Source organism: Mesorhizobium sp. LCM 4577, from assembly GCF_001854795.2.
Lineage (GTDB): Bacteria > Pseudomonadota > Alphaproteobacteria > Rhizobiales > Rhizobiaceae > Mesorhizobium > Mesorhizobium plurifarium.
In genome coordinates this window covers 76,221-96,094 of the sequence record NZ_MDDU01000005.1, presented here as the reverse complement: position 1 = coordinate 96,094, position 19,874 = coordinate 76,221, and the positions used below count along the sequence as shown (strand labels likewise).

Sequence of the window (19,874 nt, the reverse complement as noted above, 5' to 3'; positions counted from 1 at the left end):
TTTGGTTCGCCCCGGCCGACGGTGTGTCGCCGGGCGCTACTCGCGACGGAGGCGCAGCCATGGACGAAGCGTGGTTTTCAAGGCCCGTGCCAGTGGCTAACGGCATATCAGGGGAGATCAACAACGTCCTCAATGCCAACCAGGCGATCGACCTGCTTACCAGGCACTGGCGCGGCGCGGGAAGCCAGAAGCACAAGACGGCGCTGCGAGCCTGCCGGCAGGCTATGAACGGCGGTATCGCGGCCGACCTTGCCAGGGACGCTTTGATCGACGCGGCTCGAGAGGCGCACATGCTCGTCGAGTAAGCAGCCCGTCGTCATGGCAAAACGCGTAGCTCCGTTCGGTTTCCTGCCGGCCAGACGGCAAACTGGCTGTCGCGGGCGGCTTGCCTTCGTCCGTGGCGTCCTTGCAATTCTGTTGCTCGCGGCGTCGGCCAACACCACGGGCGCCCTGCGAGCGGACGCTGGCTCGTTTCCCCTGCCTCGTTTCGTCTCGCTAAAGGCTTCGTCCGCCAATCTGCGGGTTGGGCCAGGTGTCGGCTATACTATCGAATGGGTCTTCAAACGACGTGGCATCCCCCTGGAGATCTATCAGGAGTACGGCAATTGGCGACGGGTGAGAGATTGGGACGGAAGCTCCGGCTGGATCCATCACTCGCTCCTGTCAGGGCGCAGAACCGGCGTCGTCGCCCCCTGGTCCAGGCAGCCGCTTGCCTTGTACGCGAAGCCGGCGGCGGACAGCGCCATCCTTGCGTGGCTCGAGCCGCGCGTGGAAGTCGAGCTGACCCGATGCGACGGACAATGGTGCGCGGTCGCATCGCGTGCCTCAACGGGTTTCATGAAACAAACCGGGCTATGGGGCGTCTACCCGGGCGAAGTGCTCTAACCTGGTGCTTCTGGATGGCCGAGCGAACGGTGTTGATTTCAGGCGGAGGAATTGCCGGACCGGCACTGGCTTTTTGGCTTGCAGCCGCCGGATTCCGGCCGACGCTGATCGAACGGGCGCCCCAATTGCGCACTGGGGGCTATGTCATTGATTTTTGGGGCCTTGGCTATGACATCGCCTCGTGGATGGGCCTTGAGGCAGATATCAATCGCCTAGGATATCACGTGCGCGAAATGCGCATCGTGGGTGAGAACGGCAAGCGCGTCGGAGGCTTTGGCACGGACGTCTTCGGCGAACTGACAAACGGCCGCTACGTGACCCTCGCACGCAGCGATCTCTCGCGACTGCTCTTCAAAAAGATCAAAGACACCACCGAAGTCATTTTCGACAATGAGATCGTTGGGCTCGAAGAAAACTCGCACGGTGTTCGGGTGCAACTGGAACGTGGAGGCGAACGCGACTACTCGCTGGTAGTCGGCGCCGATGGCTTGCATTCAGGCGTTCGGCGGCTCGCGTTCGGACCGCAGCATCAGTTTGAGAAGAAGCTCGGCTACGCCGTCGCGGCATTCGAGGCCGAGGGCTACCGGCCACGCGATGAAGACGTGTATTTGATGTACGGCCTGCCGGGGCGGATGCTCGGCCGTTTCACGTTGCATGGCAACCGCACCCTTTTCCTGTTCGTCTTCACCGTTGGTGAGAGTCCGTTGCCAACGGCGCTGGACCTGCAAAAGGAAATGCTGCGCAACAAGTATGCCGATGGCGGATGGGAATGCCCACGCATCCTGGAGGAACTGGGTCATACCGATGAGCTCTACTTCGACAGCGTCAGCCAGATCGCGATGAACAGATGGGCCAAAGGTCGCGTAGTGTTGACCGGCGATGCCGCCTTTTGCGTTTCCCTGCTAGCTGGGCAGGGCTCGGCGCTGGCCATGATTTCCGGCTATGTTCTGGCAGGGGAACTCTTAAAGGCCGATGGTCGACATGAGGAGGCTTTCGGTCGCTACGAAGCGCTTTTGCGGAACTACATACGAACCAAGCAGCAGGGAGCAGCGAGATTCGCGAGCGCCTTGGCGCCCAGGACGCGGCTCGGACTTTTGTTCCGCAACCTGGTGACAAAGGCTTTCTTAATACCCGGCCTGGCGCGTCTGGTGATCGGAAAAGAAATTACTGACGCACTGCACCCCCCCGACTATCGCTGGCGTTAGCCGGTCCCGGCTGCAGCACTACACCTCTCTCTTCGGAAAGCGATTCCCGAACCCGTTGCCTGGCGGACGATCGGGGTGCAAGCCTCCACTTCCTGGAAGACGAGTTGCCGCTGCTCTGGTCGGTGCCCTTCCCGGGTCATGCGGATGAATGCCAAGCCTGGCGGCGGAGACCGCCGTTTGATCCTCATTTTCAGTTCTTTGCCGCGAGCTTGGCTGGGCGGATCCAGCGCCGTGCCTGTGTTAGGGTAGGCTTTTCCTCAAGGACAGGCATGGCAGGCATCTCGCGGAAATACCCCATGCTGCGGCGCTCGCGGGCAGGACTTCGCGTCGCATCCGGCAACCGCGCGTTGTTTTCTGAGCTGGAGCCATATCGACCGGATTGATCAGCGTGCCGTTCGCGGCTCTCGGATGTGTGCGGCGATGTTGGGCTACGGCACGGCTGGCCTCGTTTCGCGCGAGCCTCTTTATCACGCGCTATCGCGCGTGTTCGTGGCCGAGGCGATCCGGGGGCGCAGGCTGGATGGCGCTGACGATGCAGTAAAAGCCTAGTCAGGACAGCAAAACACTTGCGTTCGACCGATTAGAAATGGCCGCTCCAACCGGATTTCGAGGAACGGCGCCGATGGGTGTCAGCTCTGCGGTCAACAACGAGCGTGATTTTCTATCAGCCACCGCCGGCGTCTGAGTTCCAGTCAAATGAAGCAAGGCCTCACAGCACCCAGCGGAACGCTCGCCTCAGCTCAGCAGTGCCGTCTTTGTCATACCATCGCCCGTGCGAGATGATGACACGCTCCGGATGCCAGGCCAGCATCTCTTGGACTGCCATGCGCAGCGCTCTGCGGCGTCGGAAGAAGCTCAATCGCATGTCGATCGGTGCCTTGCCGTCGGGGTCGGCGGCGCCTGCGAGTCTTACGAACAGTCTCAAGAACCAGCTGTGTATCCGCTTCGGCTCGAAGTTCTCGATCAGGTCGGTGAGGATCAGGGTTCGCGTGGCGCGGTGGAACAACACAGCTTCCGTCAGCACATCGCCTCGAACGACCAAAAGGTCGACTTCGCCAGGCCATGGCGAGTGCCGCCCCACCAGAAGCCGGTCCACGGCAATCGGACGCTTGGCCCGCTTCTGCAAACCGCGCACGGCCATAACTTCGGCATTGGGAATGGCCGCCTTCCAGTCCGGTACCCACCAATAGTGCAGCGAGTTCGGAGCAATCAAAAATCGGACCGGGCCGAGCACATCGACCGCCGATCGCAGCGCCGGGGTCAGAGCTACCGGCGAGTGGAGCGCCAGATCGCCATTGCGGAGCCGCAGAACTGTCATACGGGTACTGAAGGGAAATCTCATCAGGCCGAGGTCAAAGTCTATCGGCGGTCCATCCACGATCCACACGTCCGGTGCGACCGGCTTGAGAAGATTGATCGGCTCGTACAGGTTCAACGCGGACTGGCCGTTCAAAGTTTCCTCAGGGCTCGGCATCAGCTCTCAATCCTTCGGAGTGGCTCGGCGTGGGTCAGCAACCACTTCCGCGCTGGCGCGCCGCCAGCCATTCACGAACAGCCAGGCGGACGACTTCCGATCTTGCGACCCTCATTTCGGCGGCGGCTGCGACCAACGCCGCTTCGACGCCGGCGTCGAAGGACATCGACCCGGTTTCTCGCAGCATTGCCGCGGCGCGGATCTCGGAAGGCGCATCATCAAGGGCGAGCGCGTCTCGGGCGTCTGATCCGCTCGTCATGACCGCAACTCCGGCCGCTCGTTGGCCTGAGTGTCATCGTAGCTCCGGATGGCAACAACCCTGTCCTTCCTGATCGTGGCGAGCACGAGACGGCAACCTTGCGGATAGTAGCGCGGCAGCGCCGCAGCCTGTTCGGCAATAACAGCACCGTTGAAGCCGCACAGCTCGCCTCCGAGCAGCCAATCTTCGCGATCGTTTGCGCCAACCACCGCGATGTAGTCTCCATCGCAGGGATAGCCGATGAGCCCAACTTCTTCGTAGTCTTCAAGCTTGCGGATGGCGTTTGCTGCACTCAAGCCGGACACCTCTCGGTACAAGATCGGACACAAACACATCTGGAACGGCCCGGAACCCCCCACCTCGATGCCGGGCCGCAAGGAAGTATCCGCGCGGGCGCACTTCCCAAGTGCCATGACGCGGATTCACGATCCGCCCCGCGACAGCGTCTCGTTTGCACAGGCAACAAACGGGACAGTCGAATTCTGTTGCCTGGCCTGCGACAGCCACATCCTTCGGTTCTCCTCGGAGAGCCCCTTCATTGCGACGCGCGCTGCCGAAGTGATTTCAAAGGGGCCGCAACAAGCGCATTGGAACTCGACCTTGCGCAGCGCGATATCAGCCTCCAAGGCGGCGCCAGCACAGATCGGACATTTTGAGGGATAATATCGTCTCTCAAACGACAAAATGTTCATCACACGAGCCTTCTTCGGGCCTTATCGAGAGCGACGCACCGAGACCGAGGCCGCCGCTGCGCCGATGGTGGAGGATGGGAACGCGCGTCAACGTTAGGCGACGATCAACCTCGAGTCTTGGGAGCAACATTCCTGCGCGTGGCGACTTCAATCTGCTTTGCTTCCACCTCGAGCCGGTCCGGCGCGGCGGATCCCATCAAGGCATAGGCGGTGCCTCCAGACTGCCAGTAGACCGTTGGCACGCGTCCGTCCGTTGCCGGGGTGGGAGGCACTGCGTCCTCGCCATTCATGGGGGCTGCCACCAGCGTGATGCGACCAACGCTTGGCGTATCTGCCGTGACGACGAGGCTTTGTTTCCCGTTCCACGGCTGCACCTGGACGTCCTTCACCACCCACACCGACGGCAGGGTCGGCATGCTGACGTTGACGGCACCGACCAGCCGTTCGATCTTGTCCTGCTTCGGCTCGACGCCTCTCTCCGGGCCCGCATTCAGTTGCGCGACCCGCAACGCGTCTCGTGCGGCCAAGATGAAGGTCTCATCAGCCGTCTTGCCGCCTTGGCGGAGCGGCACAGTCAACGAGTTCGCGCCCCAGCCGATCGCAACCAGCACGACGGCGGCGACCTGGAGCCTCAGTAGTGCCAACATCTTTCCGCGGCGAAAGGCACTCTCCAGTCGCTTCGCCTTCTCCATGCTCGCGGCAGGCGGAAACAGCCGCTGTGGCTGTGAGGCGCGCAACGCCTCCATACGTTGTGCATGAGCAAAGACCTCCGCCGCCAGCTCCGGCTCACGTGCGAGGCGGGCTTGCAGGTCCGATCTCTGCGACGCTGAAAGCTCACCGTCCAGAAGGCGACCGATATCCTCTTCGGAAATCCCATCAGTAGGCCGCATCGCGCCCTCCCACGATCTTGAGACGGGAAGACCCGTCCTCTTTGTCTTCCAGGTTATGCTTCAACGCCGCTCGGGCGCGGCTGAGGCGCGACATCACGGTCCCTGCCGGCACGCCCAGAAGATTGGCGGTCTCTGAATATGTGAACCCCAGCACCGCAACCAGATGCAGTATCTCCGCTTGCTCGGCCGGCATTCGCGTCAGCGCCCTTTGTACCTTCGCGAGTTCAGCCGAATGCTCCTGCGAGGGCGGCAAGGCCGATTCTGCTACTTCCGCAAATGATGCCATGCGCTGCCGGGTGGCAACGGCCCGGCTGGCGTTCGTGAGGAATGTGTTGCGCACGATGGTGATGAGCCAGGGCAGCAAGGGACGTGAGGTATCGTAGCTGGCGGCCATCGTCAGTGCGCGGGCAAGCGCCTCCTGGACCAAGTCGTCCGCATCAGAATCGTTGCCGGTGAGGACGCGACCGTAACGCCAAAGATCCTCGAGGTGCGGTATGACGTCCAACCTGGTTTTCATATCACCAAGATATACTTTTTTGCGTCACTTCAGGATCTCCATTTTGAATCTGGCTGACGGGTAGACGGCCCAGCGGGCAGGGACAGCTTCCGCTGGGCCGACTGGGAGCGTGCTCCTCCCGGTTCCAAGATCTGGGTGCCATGTATCCTCAGATGCTTGCGCCGCTCCCGTGTCCGATATTGGCTTCGACAGGTCTTGTGCTCACCCTCCTTGCACCATTTACCAAGGCAGGCCGGAAACTATTCCAAGCAACAGAGAAAATATTCCGGAGTGCGAGCCGACCCTCATCACTCTAGCAAGCCGGAATAGAATCCGCTGCTCGACGGTATCAACGAGAGCCGGCTCGTCGACAACGCCGGCCGGAGCAAGAATGAGGACGGGTCGCGATGCGGGTGGGCGAGATCATTGCAAACACCTTCGCTGCTGTGTTGCTGGTAGGTGGCCTCGCGGTGGTTTTCCTGATTGCCGGCAGGCCGCTCGTCCCGAGGCGCCAAGCACGAATGGTCGTCCTCCTGCCAGCCGATCCGGATAAGACGGCCTCGATCCGCGACAAGCGCCAGCAACTGCCAGGCTATTTCAACCTTGCGCTCGCCCCAAGAAGACCAACGGCATTGCGATAGACCGTCTCCCGCGTCCAGGCGACCGTTTTGGCGGCCCACCTCCGCTGCGTGCGCAGGCAACGGGCGGCGGCACTTGCCTCTTGGAGGCGCCATGCGTGCGCGGGCACCGGTACCCGGCGGGTTTGACCGGTGTCGATCTCGCGTCATCAGACGGCATGTTGATCCGTCCGTGAAGGGGCCGAGACCTTCCTTGCCTGTCAAGAGTAGCCGCCGTCCATGACCGCGCTTGTTGGTGGCAACGGCTTTTGCTTGCCGAATCCGTTCCCAGCTAGCCATAATCCGGAATGGACGAACTCTCCATTCCCACGCTCGGGCTTATACTCCTGACGGCCTCGCTCGTCGCGATGATCTCGAGGCGGCTGCGCCTTCCCTACAGCGTCGGGCTGGTAGCTGCCGGCATAGCGCTGGGCTTTGTCCCGGGTGTTACCGAACTGCCACTCAGCCGGGACCTGATCTTCACGGTATTTCTGCCTCCGCTGATTTTCCAGGCGGCCCTTGAAATCGAATGGCGTCATTTCCGCGTCAACCTGCCGGTGACTGCTTTGCTTGCCTTTCCGGGGGTGGCGATCGCTGCGGCTGTTGTAGCACTCGGGATGCATTGGCTGCTCGGATGGAGCTGGACTGGCGCAAGCCTTTTCGGCGTGCTGATCGCGGCGACGGATCCGGTTGCGGTGCTGGCGGCCTTCAAGGAGATGAGGGTGCAGCCGCGGCTTGGGCTTCTGGTCGAATCCGAAAGCCTGCTCAACGATGGCGCGGCCGCCGTCGGTTTCACCATCCTGGTTGCGGTGGCATCAGGCGCAAGCGCCACGCCCGTGGCCATCGCCTCTTCCTTCGTGTGGATTGTGGCTGGCGGCATCGCGGTGGGTGCGGCCGTCGCAGCGGTTCTTCTTCTGATCGCGGGGCGGACCGAGGACCATCTGGTGGAAATTACGCTGACGACGATCGCGGCCTATGGGTCGTTCCTGATCGCCGAGAAATTCGGCATGTCAGGCGTTCTTGCGACGCTCACCTCCGGCCTTCTGGTTGGCAATGTGGGCTGGAAAGGCGCGATATCCGCCAACGCGCGAAGCCACGTGCTGGCATTCTGGGCCTATGCCGCCTTCCTCGCCAACTCGATCGTGTTCATCCTGATCGGCGGCCATGAGGCGCACCAGCCGCTCGGGATTTTTGCGGGTAGCTCGGCGGTCGCCGTAGCACTCGTACTGCTCGGCCGGGTACTGGCCATCTATCCGCTCTGCGCCCTGCTCAAGCCGACTTCGCTGAAGGTGGATCTCAACTACCAGCATGTCCTCGTTTGGGGCGGCCTGCGCGGCTCACTCGCGCTTGCGCTGTCCCTTGCCCTGCCGCAGGACATAGCTGAGCGTGGCGCGATCATCGTCACGGCGTTTGCCGCGGTGGCGTTCTCGATCTTTGTCCAGGGCCTGACAATGCCATGGTTTATCAAGAAGCTGGGACTGACGGCCGAGCAAAAAGCGTAAGGGCGCGCCGGCTGCCGTGAAGGGGGACTTCGCGCTTCGGCAGCCGGCACTGCACGGGCCGTGCGGGACGGCCATCCCTCCCGTGGCCGAGAGGATGGGCCTGAATTCCTTTTTCATCAAGAGCGGCTTGCCTCTTTGAGATGATGACAGCGTGCCCGAGCAAAGCAGCGGTCCAGGAAGTGCGATTTGCTAGGAGCAGCGACCGAGAGGCGTGCGAGAAAGCTTGGTCAATTCAGCTTTGTCCACTATGCGGTGTCGGTCTGATCGTAGGCCAACGCGGGCAGCCGTTGGCTCCCGCTCGTCAGTCATTCCCGGCAAGTTCGTCTGCCCGCCGAAGGCTCTACCAAGCGGCGCCAACTCTATCGAGGAAAATGCGCTTCTCCCTGGGAGCATCATCGCCTCCGCAGTGCTTTTCCCCTGGCCTGATCATAGCTGCTTTGCTCGTGGCGTCGAACCGTCGCGACCTCCTGAAGAATCGGTCGAGCTCAGACCGGTTCCTACAGGCGCGGGAGCGCTGCACAAGCATGATGGATCCGCTTAAACCAAAGTATTACCGCGCCGCCATGGGCGATCTAACATGACGCGCTGTTGGAGGCGGTGAAGGAAATCACCGGGAAGGATGTTCATCCGCTGGTTTGGGGCGGTTCGCTCTAAGCAAGCCCGCCCGAGCAAACCCGGGCGGGCGGTCAGGTCATCCCCAACGGCGGCACGTTAGCTAGTGTTCCAGTCCTACGAAATGCGCCGCGTTCCCTAACGGGCGCGGTTTGGCAAGGTTCCAATCTGGGTCTGATCGCCATCCACCGTGATTTGCATCAGCCGTTTGCCGTTCGCGTCGCGGACAGTGCAGGCGATGTCCTGGCATTTCTTTTCCACTAATTTGCTGACGATCTCAAAGGCCCTGTCCTTGGCCTTTTTGACGTCAGGCAAGGCAGTTCCCATGGCGTCGTGATAGACGTCGCCACCATAGGCGAGATCGAAGTGAAACCGGAGCATCTGCCGAGTAAACGCCTATCGACGCGAAAAGGGCCCCTCATCGTTTTGCGTTATGTTGGTCTACCGGCATACGCCGTAAATATAGCTTACGCCGGAACCGATGTCATTTGATAATCGCTGCTGGATCAGCATAGGGGTAACGCGATATCGGGGGATGGTGAGACGCCGCTGCAGGAGCGATGCCCAGTCAGTGCCGATCATCTCGACGAGCTCTCCGGCTTGGTGTTCGGAAATCTCTGTCTCCTTAACCAGCCGCCGAACCAATAGGGCAACCCGGTTTTCCTTGTCTTCGCGACACGTTGGACATCCATGAATCGCGTCGAACTGGTTCTGAGCGGGAAGCTTTCAGGTGCGGATCAGGCGTAACAGAAAACCCGCCGACCGAGGTCGACGGGCCCTCTTCCCTCAAACTGCTTGTGCTCCGCTTCCCGGACGGACCGCCAGACCCAGGAGCCCGCACAACGCTCTTCCTAACGCAGTATTGACCGACGGGGCTGTAGCTCGGGAGCAACGACGAGAGGGGATTCGCCGCCAGCACAGAGCAAGGATACTGTCTAGCGCCCGAGCGGACGTTTTGAAACGGACAGCAGTTCAGCCTCGTCCCTGATCCCCGCCAGGTAGTTGGCCAGAACACGAGAAGCGAGAGCTTCACGTCGCTCGGGGGACTGATGTTCATCTTTCAATCTGTCGAACACGCGAGCGAGTAGTGCGACTTCTGACGAACTGAAGATGCCTGCTTCTCTGGCTCTCGCAAAAATTGGCATGAAGTCCCTCCCTAAATAGGTCGATCCCTCAAACCCCGCCAATCTGGGCTTCATGAAAGTTAGCTGTCAACAAAAAGCCCACCGGCAGAGCCGCGCTTGCCTGGTGTACCATCGCATTCGGCCCCCGTGCAGAGACTGATGGTGCAGCCTGCCGTCATCGTTCTGTCAATCCTGTTCTGCTCGGCCAGTGTCTCACCCTGCGCGCCCGCCCGCCTATTACCCAAGGCTCGATCTAATCGGCTGACAACACTGTTGACGCCGGAAGTCGTACACATCCCAGTGCGGATGCGGGCCGATTTCACAGCGCCGTCGAAAACGGCATAGTCAGCGCCGGCCGGCAGTTAGTCCCCCTTCACGGCCTCCCAACACTGGCGCTCATAGATTTCGAAGAGTTGATCGATCGAAACGCCCTTCACCGAACCCACAGCCTGGCATTCGCTCTTCCAGCATCTGCGGATCAGCGCACCGATGCGCATAGGTCCTGGCGATCATGCCCGCATGAGCTTGCAGTAGTGACGGGCGAGCAGCGCGATGGCGTCGTGCCTTCCGCTCCGACGATAACGGTCTCGGTCACGGGTTTGGCAGTTTCAAGGCCCGGGACTTCGGTGCGCCCGCCAAATGGGAGGATGGGACGGCTACCGCGTCTCGGCGCGGCTCTGCAGTTCGCGCAGAACAAGCATCCGCAGCACCATTTGAGCGCTGGCCGGCGGCGCGTCGTTGCCTAGCCGGGTTTCGAGTGCTTTCAATTTGTAGTCTTCGAGTTTTGAGACACGATCGCTCAGGGCGTCGATCACGTCACGAAGCCTGCTCATCAACTCCAAAGACACCAGCATCAAAGCGCTCCATCCATAAGGCATTTCTAATATATAGGCACGACCGGTTTACAAATGTTGAGTTGGGACGACTGTCGCCGCCGCAACCAGCGAGAACAGAGACAAGAAAAAATCAGCCGGCACGACAGCGCCGCCTTCCGTCTTGACCGCGACAGCGGTCTCTCCAGGCTTGCCGTCGGAGTATTTAGCTGACTGGCATAAGACGCTGCTCGTTAAGCAGCGTGGCCAAAGCCGTTATGACCTGCGGCATGAAAAATGGCTTCGGGATCATAATGCTGCCGGGCACACCTTTGACCGGCCATTCGTGGGCGCTGTCGCCGCTCATGTAAATAACAGGCATGATCGGGTTGACTGCGCGCACGTACCGGGTCAAATCCCACCCGGATTTGCCGGGACCCAGTCGGATGTCGGCGATGAGAGCTCTAAATCTATCGGGTTCTGCGTCGAAAGTGGCGAGTGCGCGCTCGGCATTGCTTTCCGAACAGACCTTGAACCCTGCTTCCTCTAAACCCGCTTCGATTTCGAGGAGGATGAGAACCTCGTCTTCAACGATCAGAATCTCGCCCTCGCCCATGGTTGGCCGGTCCCCATTTGATCCAATACGCGTTTGGTACACTCTCGGTTCCAGGTAAGTAATCGTTTTTTTCTGCGGACTCGCGGCCCCAACGATGTGAACGGGCCGACTTCAGCCCGGCAACGAGAACGGCAAGGCGAAGAAGTCGTCCCGGTGCCGGAGCGGCTGACTTCTGAAGCTTGACGGCGATGTCGGCGAGCTGATCGACGCCGTAGCGGTTTCGTCGTTGACTGACTGAATGACGTGGAGGCCGAAGACGCTGCCGTCGTCACGGATGACGAGCTATGGCGCACCGGCGGATTGAGCGCCGCGCGAGGATGTTGCGCGTGCCCAGGCCGCCGAGCTTGGTCGGCAGCAAGCGCATCTGTCGATGAGACGGCGATCGTCAGCCATTTCCGGCTGATCCATGCTTCACCAGTTGTGGGACGCCAGACAGAGCCCCGCTGCAGGCTTCTCTGGTTACGCCCCAATACAGTCGAAACCGCCGGTGTTTCCCCTTTCCGAGCGGCGTCGGGTTCTCGCGCCCCCGACGCGCAGGATCCAATCGATCCAGGCCTTGAGCACCGAGGGAACGGGCCGTCCAAGCCTCGTTGGCCGTAACATCGACAGAGCATCCCATCGTCGTCTCGGCACAAGGCACTCGGCGGTTGGCGGCCGTCGGAAAGCTCGGATTCAAGCCTGCTCCTTCTTCGCTTTCGCAAAGCCGCGGTCGGTTGCGATGAATCGTTCAAGCATCGGCGCGATCAAGCGCGATGGATCGGCAGATGGCCGCCCGGTCTCGCGCCCGAGGATCTCCGCGTATTTCACCAGATCGCGATGGAGCGCCGCCGGCAGTTCCACCGTAATCTTCACCGGCTTGTCGTCGGCAATCGTTGCGAGCTTCAACTTGGTCATGTCAACCTCGGTATGGTTCAAGGGCAAGGTCGCGGGTAACGAGGACGCGGACGGGAAACCCGGGCCGGATCGTAAGCGTCGGTGCAACAGAGAGTTGGCGCTGAACGACCTGTTGGCCTACCTGGCTGACGCTATCGGAAGCTCCGCTTCGCAGGGCACGCACGATATCGCTGTCCTGATCGGAAGAACCGGCCTGCGCGCCAACGCTCAGAACGGTCGACAACACCGCGGCCTTGAACAACTCGCCCCAGTGATAGTCGACGGCATCCTCCAGGCCGGCATAACCCTGGGCGTCCGCGCCAGGTTGCCGCTCCAGCACGATGGAGCGTCCGTCGGGAAAGATCAGCCTGTTCCAGACAAGCAGCACGCGGCGCTGCCCGGAACCAATCCCGCTATCGTATTGCCCAACAATGCGAGTGCCTTGCGGGATGAGCAGCGAGCGCCCGGTAGGACTATCATAGACGTTTTCGGTCACCTGAGCGCTGATCTGCCCGGGAAGGTCCGACCGGATGCCGGTAATGAGCGCGGCTGGGATCACGGCACCGGCTTGCAGCACATAGGGCGACACAGGAGGCGTGACGTGATCCGGGGCCACCGTCCGCCGGTCAGCGGCGGCGGACAGGAAGGAAAGCTGGCGATCCTGCGCATTTGGCGCAGCGTTCTGACTGGCGAGATCGGCAATAGCAGGGGCGGACGCTTCGGCGGTCCTGGGATCTCGTGGCGCTGTCTGGAAGAAGACACGCGAGGTTCTGGCCGCTTCCTCTTCGGCTCGCCGGCGCTGCTCGGCTTCGTCAATCGAGGGGCTTGGGATTGAGGGGGGCACGATGGCCTGCCCCTTGTTTTGAGCATCGAGGATCGGCCTGCCGAGATCGCCGGGCAGCGGCGGCCCAAGGATCGGGCCGGCGTAGTCGCGCGGCAGTCTTGCCAGTCCGTCGGCCGGCGGCCGATTGGAGGTGGGGTAGAGCTCCTCGCCCTGCTTGAACGTGTTGGCGTCCTGCAGAGCGTAAATCAGCGCGCCGCCTATACCGAGCGAGGCGACGAAGCCTATACCCGCGAGCATTTTGCGCGACAGACGCGTCACACGCGGCGGTTCGGGGCGAAGCCGCATGGGTTCGACGGCCATATTCCTCTCGTTCATGGCTGCGGCGCTCCCCTGCGTATTGCGTTCGGCAGCGTCGACGCGGCGCCATCGCTTGGGCCTCGCCCCACCCCATCGGTTCTTCTGTCGATGCGCACGATCCTGACCGTCTGCTGCCGCTTGCCGGCGCCAAGACGCAGTTCGGCCGCGCCAAAAAGACGGTCGACGATGAGGATATTTTGATGGACGCGGCTGTTGGTGATTTCAGCCTCGCCGTCCGGGCCGATGACGAAAATCGGCGGCATCTCGCCTTGCACGATGCCGCGCGGAAACTCGACGTAAACCCGGCGGCCATCGTCGTAGGCGCTCACCGGCTTCCAGGGAGGGCTGTCGCCGGCGATGCCGTAGCGATAGTTTCGCGCCGTAAGCTGCGGTATGACCGGCATCGTGGCGATCGTCTGCAGCAGGCCCGATTTCGGAGCCGGATAGGACCAGGCAACGGCGGGCATGTAGGGCTTCGCGCCTGAGCGCAGCTCAAGCATATAGCTGCGCCGGTCCGTGGCGATGATAAGGTTCGTTGCGATGTCAGCCCGCGAGGGTTTCACCAGGACGTGGACGCGTCGGGCAATGCCGGACCCGCTTTCGGTGTCGCCTATGATCCAGCGCGCGGTGTCACCAGCCGCGATCGGGCCGTCTCCGGTCAGGCTCTCTCCCGGCTCAAGCGCGATGTCCGTTATCTGGCCAGGTGAGGCGTAGACCTGATAGAGCGCTCCCTCGCTCCAGGGGTAGATCTGAATTGCGTTGTAATAGCCCTCACGGCGCGGTTCCACGCGTGCCGCGGCGTTTGCGTTCTCGACACGGGCGGCCGGCGTTTGCCCGATGGCGCCGCCCCGCGCGGGCGCCCACCTTGGGGGGACGCGAAGAGGCTTCAGTCGTTGGTCGGTCGAGGCGGCCGGAGCCGGCGGCAAGGGCGGAACGGAGCTATCGTAGCTGATCGTCGGCGGCTTCTTCGCAGGCGTGGCGCAACCCGCAAGCAGCGCTGTCGCCGAGACCAGCGCCGACAGCAGATGCCTCGACAAATTCGTGCCCGCCACAAGACGCGATGTCGGGCTCATTGGCTCATCTCCCGCGACCAGTTGATGGCGTTGACGTAGATGCCAAGCGGATTGGCGCGAAGCCGTTCGGCGTCGCTTGGCATCTGCGTCGCGATCGTCAGGATCGCGGTCCAGCGCTCGGTGCCCGAAAGTTGACCGTTTTCATAGTGGTGCTCGATCCAGGCGACACGAAAGGAGCCCGGCGAGGCTCTGATGACCGACGAAATGTCGACCGCGACCTGCTGCTTGCCGACCTTGGAGAAGGGATCCGCGGCGCGCGCATAATCGTTGAGCGCCGCAGCACCCTGGTCGGTGGTCCAATCATAGGCGCGCAGCCAATCCTGGCGCAGGATGATCGGGTCGGCCGGGATCGAGCGTACCTGCTCGACAAAGCGGGCAAGATGCCACGCGATCTGCGGATCGGTCGGCTTATAGTCGGCGGTCGCTGGCGCGATCGCTTGAGCCTGGCCGAGCTTGTCGACCTGCACGACCCAGGGCACGACCGTGCCGCGGCCCGACTGCCAGAACAGTGAAGTGGCGAGCCCCGCCGACAGGATGAGCGAACCGAACGCCATGGCGCGCCAGTTACGTGCCTGCACACGTGCGGAGCCGATGCGTTCATCCCAGATCTGCTGCGCCTTCTGATAGGGGGTTTCCGGTCGAGGGCTCTTGCCGTAGTGGACGGCGGGGCGCCTGAAGATGTTCATGGATCATTTGCCTTCAGAAAGAGAAATCGAGGCTCCGCCGCCATGGCTGTCACCGGCGCGCACCGCATGGGCGGCGGTCTGGGCGCCGTGGGCGAGGCGTTGGGAGCGATGCAGGCGTCTGGCCCATTCGGGCTCTTCTTGAGCACTGGATGGCTTGCCCGCGCTGGACGCTTCCACCGCCGTTGGCGCAGCGGCGCCGCCAATCGTTCCCATGGTCGACGAACCGCCGGTGATTTCAGCGGCCGCACGGGCCCCAGTGGCGAAGCTCGCGTTAAGTGATTGAACTGTGTTTGCGGCGGCGCGCCTGAGTGGAGAGGCTGCCGCCGAGGCGCCAGCGCGCGCAATGCCGCCGAGGCCGGAGGCGATGCCTGCCACGCGAGGCTGGCCGGCAGCGCCAAGCCTATAAGCGGCCAAACCGCCACCGGCGAGTGATGTCGCGCCACGCGCGGCCGACGCCACTTCCGCGGATGCGGCTGTCCCGCCTCGCCTCGCGAGGCTGGCTGCTCCGTAGCCGGCAACTGCGATACCGCCCGCGGCAAGGCCGGTCCCCACGGCCGCACCGGCGCCGAGCTGCGGTCCACCCGCGACGAGCCCGTTGGCGATGCCCGGACCGAAAATGCCGAGGCCAAGCAGCGACAGCGCCGCCAGCACGATGGCCATCGCCTGGTCGATGGTGGGGTTCTCGCCGCCGAAGCCTTGGGTGAATTCGCCAAAGAGCGTCGATCCGATGCCGATGACCACGGCAAGCACCAGAACCTTGATGCCGGACGAGATGACGTTGCCGAGCACGCGTTCGGCCATGAAGGCCGTCTTGCCGAAGAGGCCGAAAGGGATCAGCACGAAGCCGGCCAGCGTCGCCAGCTTGAACTCGATCAGCGTCACAAAGAGCTGCACCGCCAGGATGAAGAAGGCGAGCAGCACGAGCGCCCAGGCAAAGAGCAGGCAGGCGATCTGGATGAAGTTCTCAAAGAAAGAGATGTAGCCCATCAAGCCGGAGATCGCTTCGAGCAACGGTCGTCCGGCATCGAGACCGGTTTGCGCCACCTTGCCTGGGTGCAAGAGGTCCTGTGCCGAAAAGCCGGTTCCACTCGCCTTGAGGCCAAGACCGGAGAAACTCTCGAAGACGATCCGGGCAAGACCGTTCCAGTTGGAAATCAGATAGGCGAAGACACCGACGAAGAGCGTCTTCTTGACGAGCCGCGCAAGGATGTCGTCATCGGCGCCCCAGCTCCAGAAAAGCGCGGCAAGCGTCACGTCGATGACAATCAGCGTGGTGGCGACGAAGGCGACCTCACCGCCGAGCAGGCCGAAGCCGCTGTCGATATAGCGGGTGAAAGTGGCCAGGAACTGGTCGATGACGCCGGTATTGCCCATGTCTATCGGACCTCGTGCAACGCTGGATCTGGCGAGCGCGAAGCGGCAGGCCCGATTGTCGAATCCCGCGGGGACTTTTCGAGACCGAGGAAGCGCTCACGCTGTTCGGCCCACAGCCGCGTGCATCCTTCCTCACGCAGGGCAGCCTCGCCGAGGATCTGGCAACGGCGCAGGCCATCGCGGAGCGGATCAGGCAAAGAGCCCGCCGCTGTGAGCGATCCCTCCCCCACCGCCTTGTCATCCTTCCGGCTCATCTCGAGCGCCGTCGCCGTCACGGCGGCGACGAAGACGGCGGCCACGATGCGAACGAGGTTTTTGCCGTCCATGGCGATCGACCTCAGCGGTTGAACATCTGGACAGAGCCTGCCTGATAGCCTGAACCAGGCGCCAGGAAGCGGCGACGTTGTTCGCGCCCTTGATCGGCCGCCGCGGCACGTTCGGCTTCCGTCAGCGCCTGGGCACGACCATTGGCGGCTACCAGCGCGGTCAGGTCCGCAAGCTGCTGGCCCTGAAGCGCAAGCAGCTGGTTGCCGGCCTGCGTCGCCTGCAGCGCACCGGTCGCCGACTGGCTGGCGCCGACCAATGCCGACATCTGCGCGCGACCGGTGTCGATGTTTGCGACCACGCCCGCCTGGACTCGCATTGCGTCCTGGAGGCCGCCCACCGTGTTTTGCCAGCGCGAGCGCGCACCCGTGACGAGTTGCTGGTCGGAGGAAGAGAGCGAGACGCTGCTGTATTGCTGCTGAAACGCCTTGTCGACCTGCTGCACGTCGAAGGCGATGTTTTGTGCTTCGCCGAGAAGCTGTTGCGTGCGCTGCACCGACTGTTGCAGTTGCTGCAGCGAAGACAATGGCAGGCTCGCGAGGTTGCGCGCCTGGTTGATCAGCATCTGGGCCTGGTTCTGAAGCGAGGTGACCTGGTTCGTGATCTGCTGCAGCGAGCGCGCAGCCGTCAGGACATTCTGGGAATAATTCGACGGATCAAACACGATCAAAGCACTTGCTGGCGCAGTCATCATCGGCACGATCGGCGTGGCGAGCGTCGACGCGACCACAAGGAGGACGCGCCGGCGGCTTTGACGAACAGTCATGGTTTGGAATCCTTTTCAGGTTCGGTAACGGTGAGGTTGGGAATGAGGTCGGCGGCCCAGCCGAGGTCGCGCGCACGCAGCCAGGCCGACAGGAACCCGTCGCGGCCATGCTCGGCGATGATGCTGCCGATCAGGGCCTGATCGCTCTTCGAGGACGCGGCGCAAAGCGCAAGCCCGACCTCGGACAGGCCGAGCTCGAAGAGACGGTTGCCGCGACGGGACTGGCAGTAATAGTCGCGCTTTGGCGTGGCTCGCGCCAGGATCTCGATCTGGCGGTCGTTCAGGCCGAAGCGGCGATATATGGCGGTAATCTGCGGCTCGATCGCGCGTTCATTGGGCAGCAGCAGCCGGGTTGGACAGCTTTCGATGATCGCCGGCGCGATAGCCGACTTGTCGATGTCGGAGAGTGACTGGGTGGCAAAGACGACGCTGGCATTCTTCTTGCGGAGCGTCTTCAACCATTCGCGCAACTGCCCCGCGAAGGCATCATCGTCGAGGGCAAGCCAGCCTTCGTCGATAATGAGCAGGGTCGGACGACCGTCAAGGCGGTCGCCGATGCGATGAAACAGATAGGAAAGGACGGCCGGCGCGGCTTGCGTGCCCACCAGACCTTCGATTTCGAAGGCCTGCACGGATGCCTGACCGAGCTGTTCGGCCTCTGCGTCGAGCAGCCGCCCGTTCGGGCCACCAACACAGTAAGGACGAAGCGCCTGTTTCAGGTCGCTGGCCTGCAGAAGCACGCTGAGCCCGGTCATGGTGCGTTCCTCGACCGGGGCCGAGGCGAGCGAGGTCAGCGCCGCCCAGATATGCTCCTTTGCCTCCGGCGTGATCTGGATGCCCTCGCGCGTCAGGATCGCGACGATCCAGTCAGCCGCCCAAGCGCGCTCATATGTGTCGTGAATGCGGGCGAGCGGCTGCAGCGAAACGGACGCGTCCATGCCCTCGGTGAGATGACCGCCGAGATCGTGCCAGTCGCCGCCCATGGCGAGCGTCGCCGCGCGGATCGAACCGCCGAAGTCGAAGGCGAAGATCTGTGCGTTGCGGTAGCGGCAGAATTGCAGCGCCATCAACGCCAGCAGCACCGATTTGCCGGCGCCGGTCGGGCCGACGACCAGCGTGTGACCGACATCGCCGACATGAAGGACCAACCGGAACGGGGTCGAGCCTTCGGTCTTGCCGTAAAGCAAGGGAGGACCGACCAGATGCTCGTCCCGTTCCGGCCCCGCCCACACGGCAGAAACAGGGATCATGTGGGCGAGATTGAGCGTCGAGATAGGCGGCTGGCGCACATTGGCATACGCGTGTCCGGGCAACGAGCCGAGCCAGGCGTCGACGGCGTTGACGGTCTCGACAATGGCCGTGAAGTCGCGGCCCTGGATGACCTTCTCGACGAGCCGCAGTTTCTCGTCGGCCACGCGCGGGTCGCTATGCCATATGGCGACGGTCGCGGTGACATAGGCCATGCCCGCCATGTCGGCGCCGAGCTCCTGCAACGCCGTGTCGGCGTCAGCTGCCTTGTTGGCGGCGTCGGTGTCGAGGAGTGCTGATGCCTCGTTGGTCATCACCTCCTTCAGGATCGTGGCGATGCTCTTGCGCTTGGCGAACCATTGCCGCCGTATCCGGCTGAGAAGGCGGACCGCGTCGACCTTGTCGAGCAGGATTGCGCGGGTCGACCAGCGGTACGGGAAGGCCAGCCTGTTGAGGTCATCAAGCAGGCCAGGTGTCGTGGCGGTCGGGAAGCCGATGATGGTGAGCACGCGAAGATGCTTGCCGCCAAGCCGCGGTTCGAGCCCGCCGGCGAGCGGCTCGTCGGCCAGCAGCGCATCGAGATAGATCGGGGTCTCGGGAACGCGCACCGAATGACGCTTGGTCGAGATGGTCGAATGCAGGTAGCTCAGCGTTTGGCCGTCGTCGAGCCAGTGGCATTCAGGCATGAACCCGTCGAGCAGGGAGAGCACACGCTCGGTCCGGTCGACAAAGGCGCGGACCATCTCGCCCGGATCCGCGCGCGACTGGTCGCGGCCCTCATAGAGCCAGCCTTCGGCGCGCGTGGCGTCTTCGGGCGGCGGCAGGAACAGGAACGTGAGAAAGTAGCTCGATACGAAATGAACCCCCTCCTCGTCGAAGTCGGATTTGCGCTCGGCATCGAGCAGGCCCGAGGCCGCATTGGGAAACTGGCTTTCGGGGTAGGAAGCCGCTTCGTGGCGCTGCGCTTCGACGAAGATGCTCCAGCCCGAACCGAGACGACGAAGGGCATTGTTGATGCGCGATGCCACCGCGACGAGTTCGGCCGCTACGGCGGAGTCGAGATCGGGTCCGCGAAAGCTGGCGGTGCGCTGAAAGCTGCCGTCCTTGTTGAGCACGACCCCGGGGGCGACGAGTGCCGCCCAAGGCAGGAAGTCGGCAAGGCGAGCAGCAGTCCGGCGGTATTCGGCAAGGCTCATCATGGCGGC

Annotated in this window: 22 protein-coding genes; 5 read left to right on the top strand and 17 right to left on the bottom strand. The window is 62.7% G+C overall.

Features of this window, described 5'->3' with window-relative positions; genetic code table 11:
- The first annotated feature begins 59 nt into the window (after window positions 1-59).
- The 3 genes from LCM4577_RS10135 to LCM4577_RS10125 are packed head-to-tail and all read left to right on the top strand — an operon-like array spanning window position 60 to window position 2,090.
- A complete protein-coding gene (locus LCM4577_RS10135) occupies window positions 60-305 on the top strand; it encodes a DUF982 domain-containing protein (protein ID WP_041005331.1) in 246 nt (81 codons plus the stop codon).
- Window positions 306-318: 13 nt separating this feature from the next.
- The gene (locus LCM4577_RS10130) at window positions 319-885 is read left to right on the top strand and encodes an SH3 domain-containing protein (protein ID WP_082047067.1); all 567 of its coding nucleotides are present in this window, start codon (window positions 319-321) and stop codon (window positions 883-885) included.
- A 14-nt stretch (window positions 886-899) separates the two neighbouring features.
- Window positions 900-2,090: an FAD-binding domain gene (locus tag LCM4577_RS10125; RefSeq protein WP_041005332.1), complete on the top strand. Its 1,191-nt coding sequence runs from the start codon at window positions 900-902 to the stop codon at window positions 2,088-2,090.
- A gap of 709 nt (window positions 2,091-2,799) precedes the next feature.
- On the opposite strand, the gene LCM4577_RS10120 is transcribed toward LCM4577_RS10125, so the two are convergent.
- From LCM4577_RS10120 to LCM4577_RS10100, 5 genes are all read right to left on the bottom strand, one after another.
- On the bottom strand, window positions 2,800-3,564 hold the full coding sequence (locus tag LCM4577_RS10120) for a DUF4336 domain-containing protein (RefSeq protein ID WP_052467697.1): 765 nt from the start codon (window positions 3,562-3,564) through the stop codon (window positions 2,800-2,802).
- 34 nt (window positions 3,565-3,598) lie between these two features.
- On the bottom strand, window positions 3,599-3,823 hold the full coding sequence (locus tag LCM4577_RS10115; protein ID WP_131803318.1) for a hypothetical protein: 225 nt from the start codon (window positions 3,821-3,823) through the stop codon (window positions 3,599-3,601).
- Window positions 3,820-4,119, bottom strand: a complete 300-nt coding sequence (locus LCM4577_RS10110; protein ID WP_131803445.1) for a hypothetical protein — start codon at window positions 4,117-4,119, stop codon at window positions 3,820-3,822. Before LCM4577_RS10110 ends, LCM4577_RS10115 begins: the two co-directional genes overlap by 4 nt.
- Before the next feature lie 500 nt (window positions 4,120-4,619).
- Complete coding sequence (locus LCM4577_RS10105; RefSeq protein WP_041005336.1) at window positions 4,620-5,405, bottom strand: anti-sigma factor; 786 nt, start codon at window positions 5,403-5,405, stop codon at window positions 4,620-4,622.
- A complete protein-coding gene (locus LCM4577_RS10100) occupies window positions 5,392-5,910 on the bottom strand; it encodes a sigma-70 family RNA polymerase sigma factor (protein WP_244508277.1) in 519 nt (172 codons plus the stop codon). The genes LCM4577_RS10105 and LCM4577_RS10100 overlap by 14 nt, the downstream gene beginning before the upstream one ends.
- Window positions 5,911-6,308: 398 nt before the next feature.
- Between LCM4577_RS10100 and LCM4577_RS10095 the strand changes: the two genes are divergently transcribed.
- Both LCM4577_RS10095 and LCM4577_RS10090 read left to right on the top strand, forming a co-directional pair.
- A complete protein-coding gene (locus tag LCM4577_RS10095; RefSeq protein ID WP_041005340.1) occupies window positions 6,309-6,542 on the top strand; it encodes a hypothetical protein in 234 nt (77 codons plus the stop codon).
- Between the two features lie 284 nt (window positions 6,543-6,826).
- Entirely contained in the window at window positions 6,827-8,020 is a 1,194-nt protein-coding gene (locus LCM4577_RS10090) for a sodium:proton antiporter (RefSeq protein ID WP_041005342.1), read from the top strand.
- 750 nt (window positions 8,021-8,770) lie between these two features.
- Here the strand turns inward: LCM4577_RS10090 and LCM4577_RS10085 are convergent.
- From LCM4577_RS10085 to trbE, 12 genes are all read right to left on the bottom strand, one after another.
- A complete protein-coding gene (locus LCM4577_RS10085; RefSeq protein ID WP_041005344.1) occupies window positions 8,771-9,013 on the bottom strand; it encodes a DUF6894 family protein in 243 nt (80 codons plus the stop codon).
- A gap of 554 nt (window positions 9,014-9,567) precedes the next feature.
- Window positions 9,568-9,777 (bottom strand): hypothetical protein, encoded by a 210-nt coding sequence (locus LCM4577_RS10080; RefSeq protein ID WP_082047088.1) that lies wholly within the window; start codon window positions 9,775-9,777, stop codon window positions 9,568-9,570.
- Between the two features lie 635 nt (window positions 9,778-10,412).
- Window positions 10,413-10,610: a hypothetical protein gene (locus tag LCM4577_RS10075; RefSeq protein ID WP_071035967.1), complete on the bottom strand. Its 198-nt coding sequence runs from the start codon at window positions 10,608-10,610 to the stop codon at window positions 10,413-10,415.
- Between the two features lie 184 nt (window positions 10,611-10,794).
- Window positions 10,795-11,184 carry a response regulator gene (locus LCM4577_RS10070; RefSeq protein WP_041005350.1) on the bottom strand — a complete coding sequence of 130 codons (390 nt, stop codon included), beginning with the start codon at window positions 11,182-11,184 and terminating at the stop codon, window positions 10,795-10,797.
- Window positions 11,185-11,856: 672 nt separating this feature from the next.
- The gene (locus tag LCM4577_RS10065) at window positions 11,857-12,078 is read right to left on the bottom strand and encodes a DUF2274 domain-containing protein (protein WP_041005352.1); all 222 of its coding nucleotides are present in this window, start codon (window positions 12,076-12,078) and stop codon (window positions 11,857-11,859) included.
- A gap of 1 nt (window position 12,079) precedes the next feature.
- Window positions 12,080-13,216, bottom strand: a complete 1,137-nt coding sequence (locus LCM4577_RS10060) for a TrbI/VirB10 family protein (RefSeq protein WP_041005355.1) — start codon at window positions 13,214-13,216, stop codon at window positions 12,080-12,082.
- Window positions 13,213-14,271: a P-type conjugative transfer protein TrbG gene (trbG, locus tag LCM4577_RS10055; RefSeq protein WP_041005357.1), complete on the bottom strand. Its 1,059-nt coding sequence runs from the start codon at window positions 14,269-14,271 to the stop codon at window positions 13,213-13,215. The genes LCM4577_RS10060 and trbG overlap by 4 nt, the downstream gene beginning before the upstream one ends.
- The gene (trbF, locus tag LCM4577_RS10050; RefSeq protein ID WP_071071012.1) at window positions 14,268-14,957 is read right to left on the bottom strand and encodes a conjugal transfer protein TrbF; all 690 of its coding nucleotides are present in this window, start codon (window positions 14,955-14,957) and stop codon (window positions 14,268-14,270) included. Before trbF ends, trbG begins: the two co-directional genes overlap by 4 nt.
- 3 nt (window positions 14,958-14,960) lie before the next feature.
- Window positions 14,961-16,331 (bottom strand): P-type conjugative transfer protein TrbL, encoded by a 1,371-nt coding sequence (trbL, locus tag LCM4577_RS10045; protein WP_071071010.1) that lies wholly within the window; start codon window positions 16,329-16,331, stop codon window positions 14,961-14,963.
- A gap of 2 nt (window positions 16,332-16,333) precedes the next feature.
- Entirely contained in the window at window positions 16,334-16,657 is a 324-nt protein-coding gene (trbK-alt, locus tag LCM4577_RS10040) for a putative entry exclusion protein TrbK-alt (RefSeq protein ID WP_052468659.1), read from the bottom strand.
- A gap of 11 nt (window positions 16,658-16,668) precedes the next feature.
- A complete protein-coding gene (gene trbJ, locus LCM4577_RS10035) occupies window positions 16,669-17,421 on the bottom strand; it encodes a P-type conjugative transfer protein TrbJ (protein WP_041002519.1) in 753 nt (250 codons plus the stop codon).
- Window positions 17,418-19,868 (bottom strand): conjugal transfer protein TrbE, encoded by a 2,451-nt coding sequence (gene trbE, locus LCM4577_RS10030; protein WP_071071008.1) that lies wholly within the window; start codon window positions 19,866-19,868, stop codon window positions 17,418-17,420. Before trbE ends, trbJ begins: the two co-directional genes overlap by 4 nt.
- Window positions 19,869-19,874 lie beyond the last annotated feature (6 nt).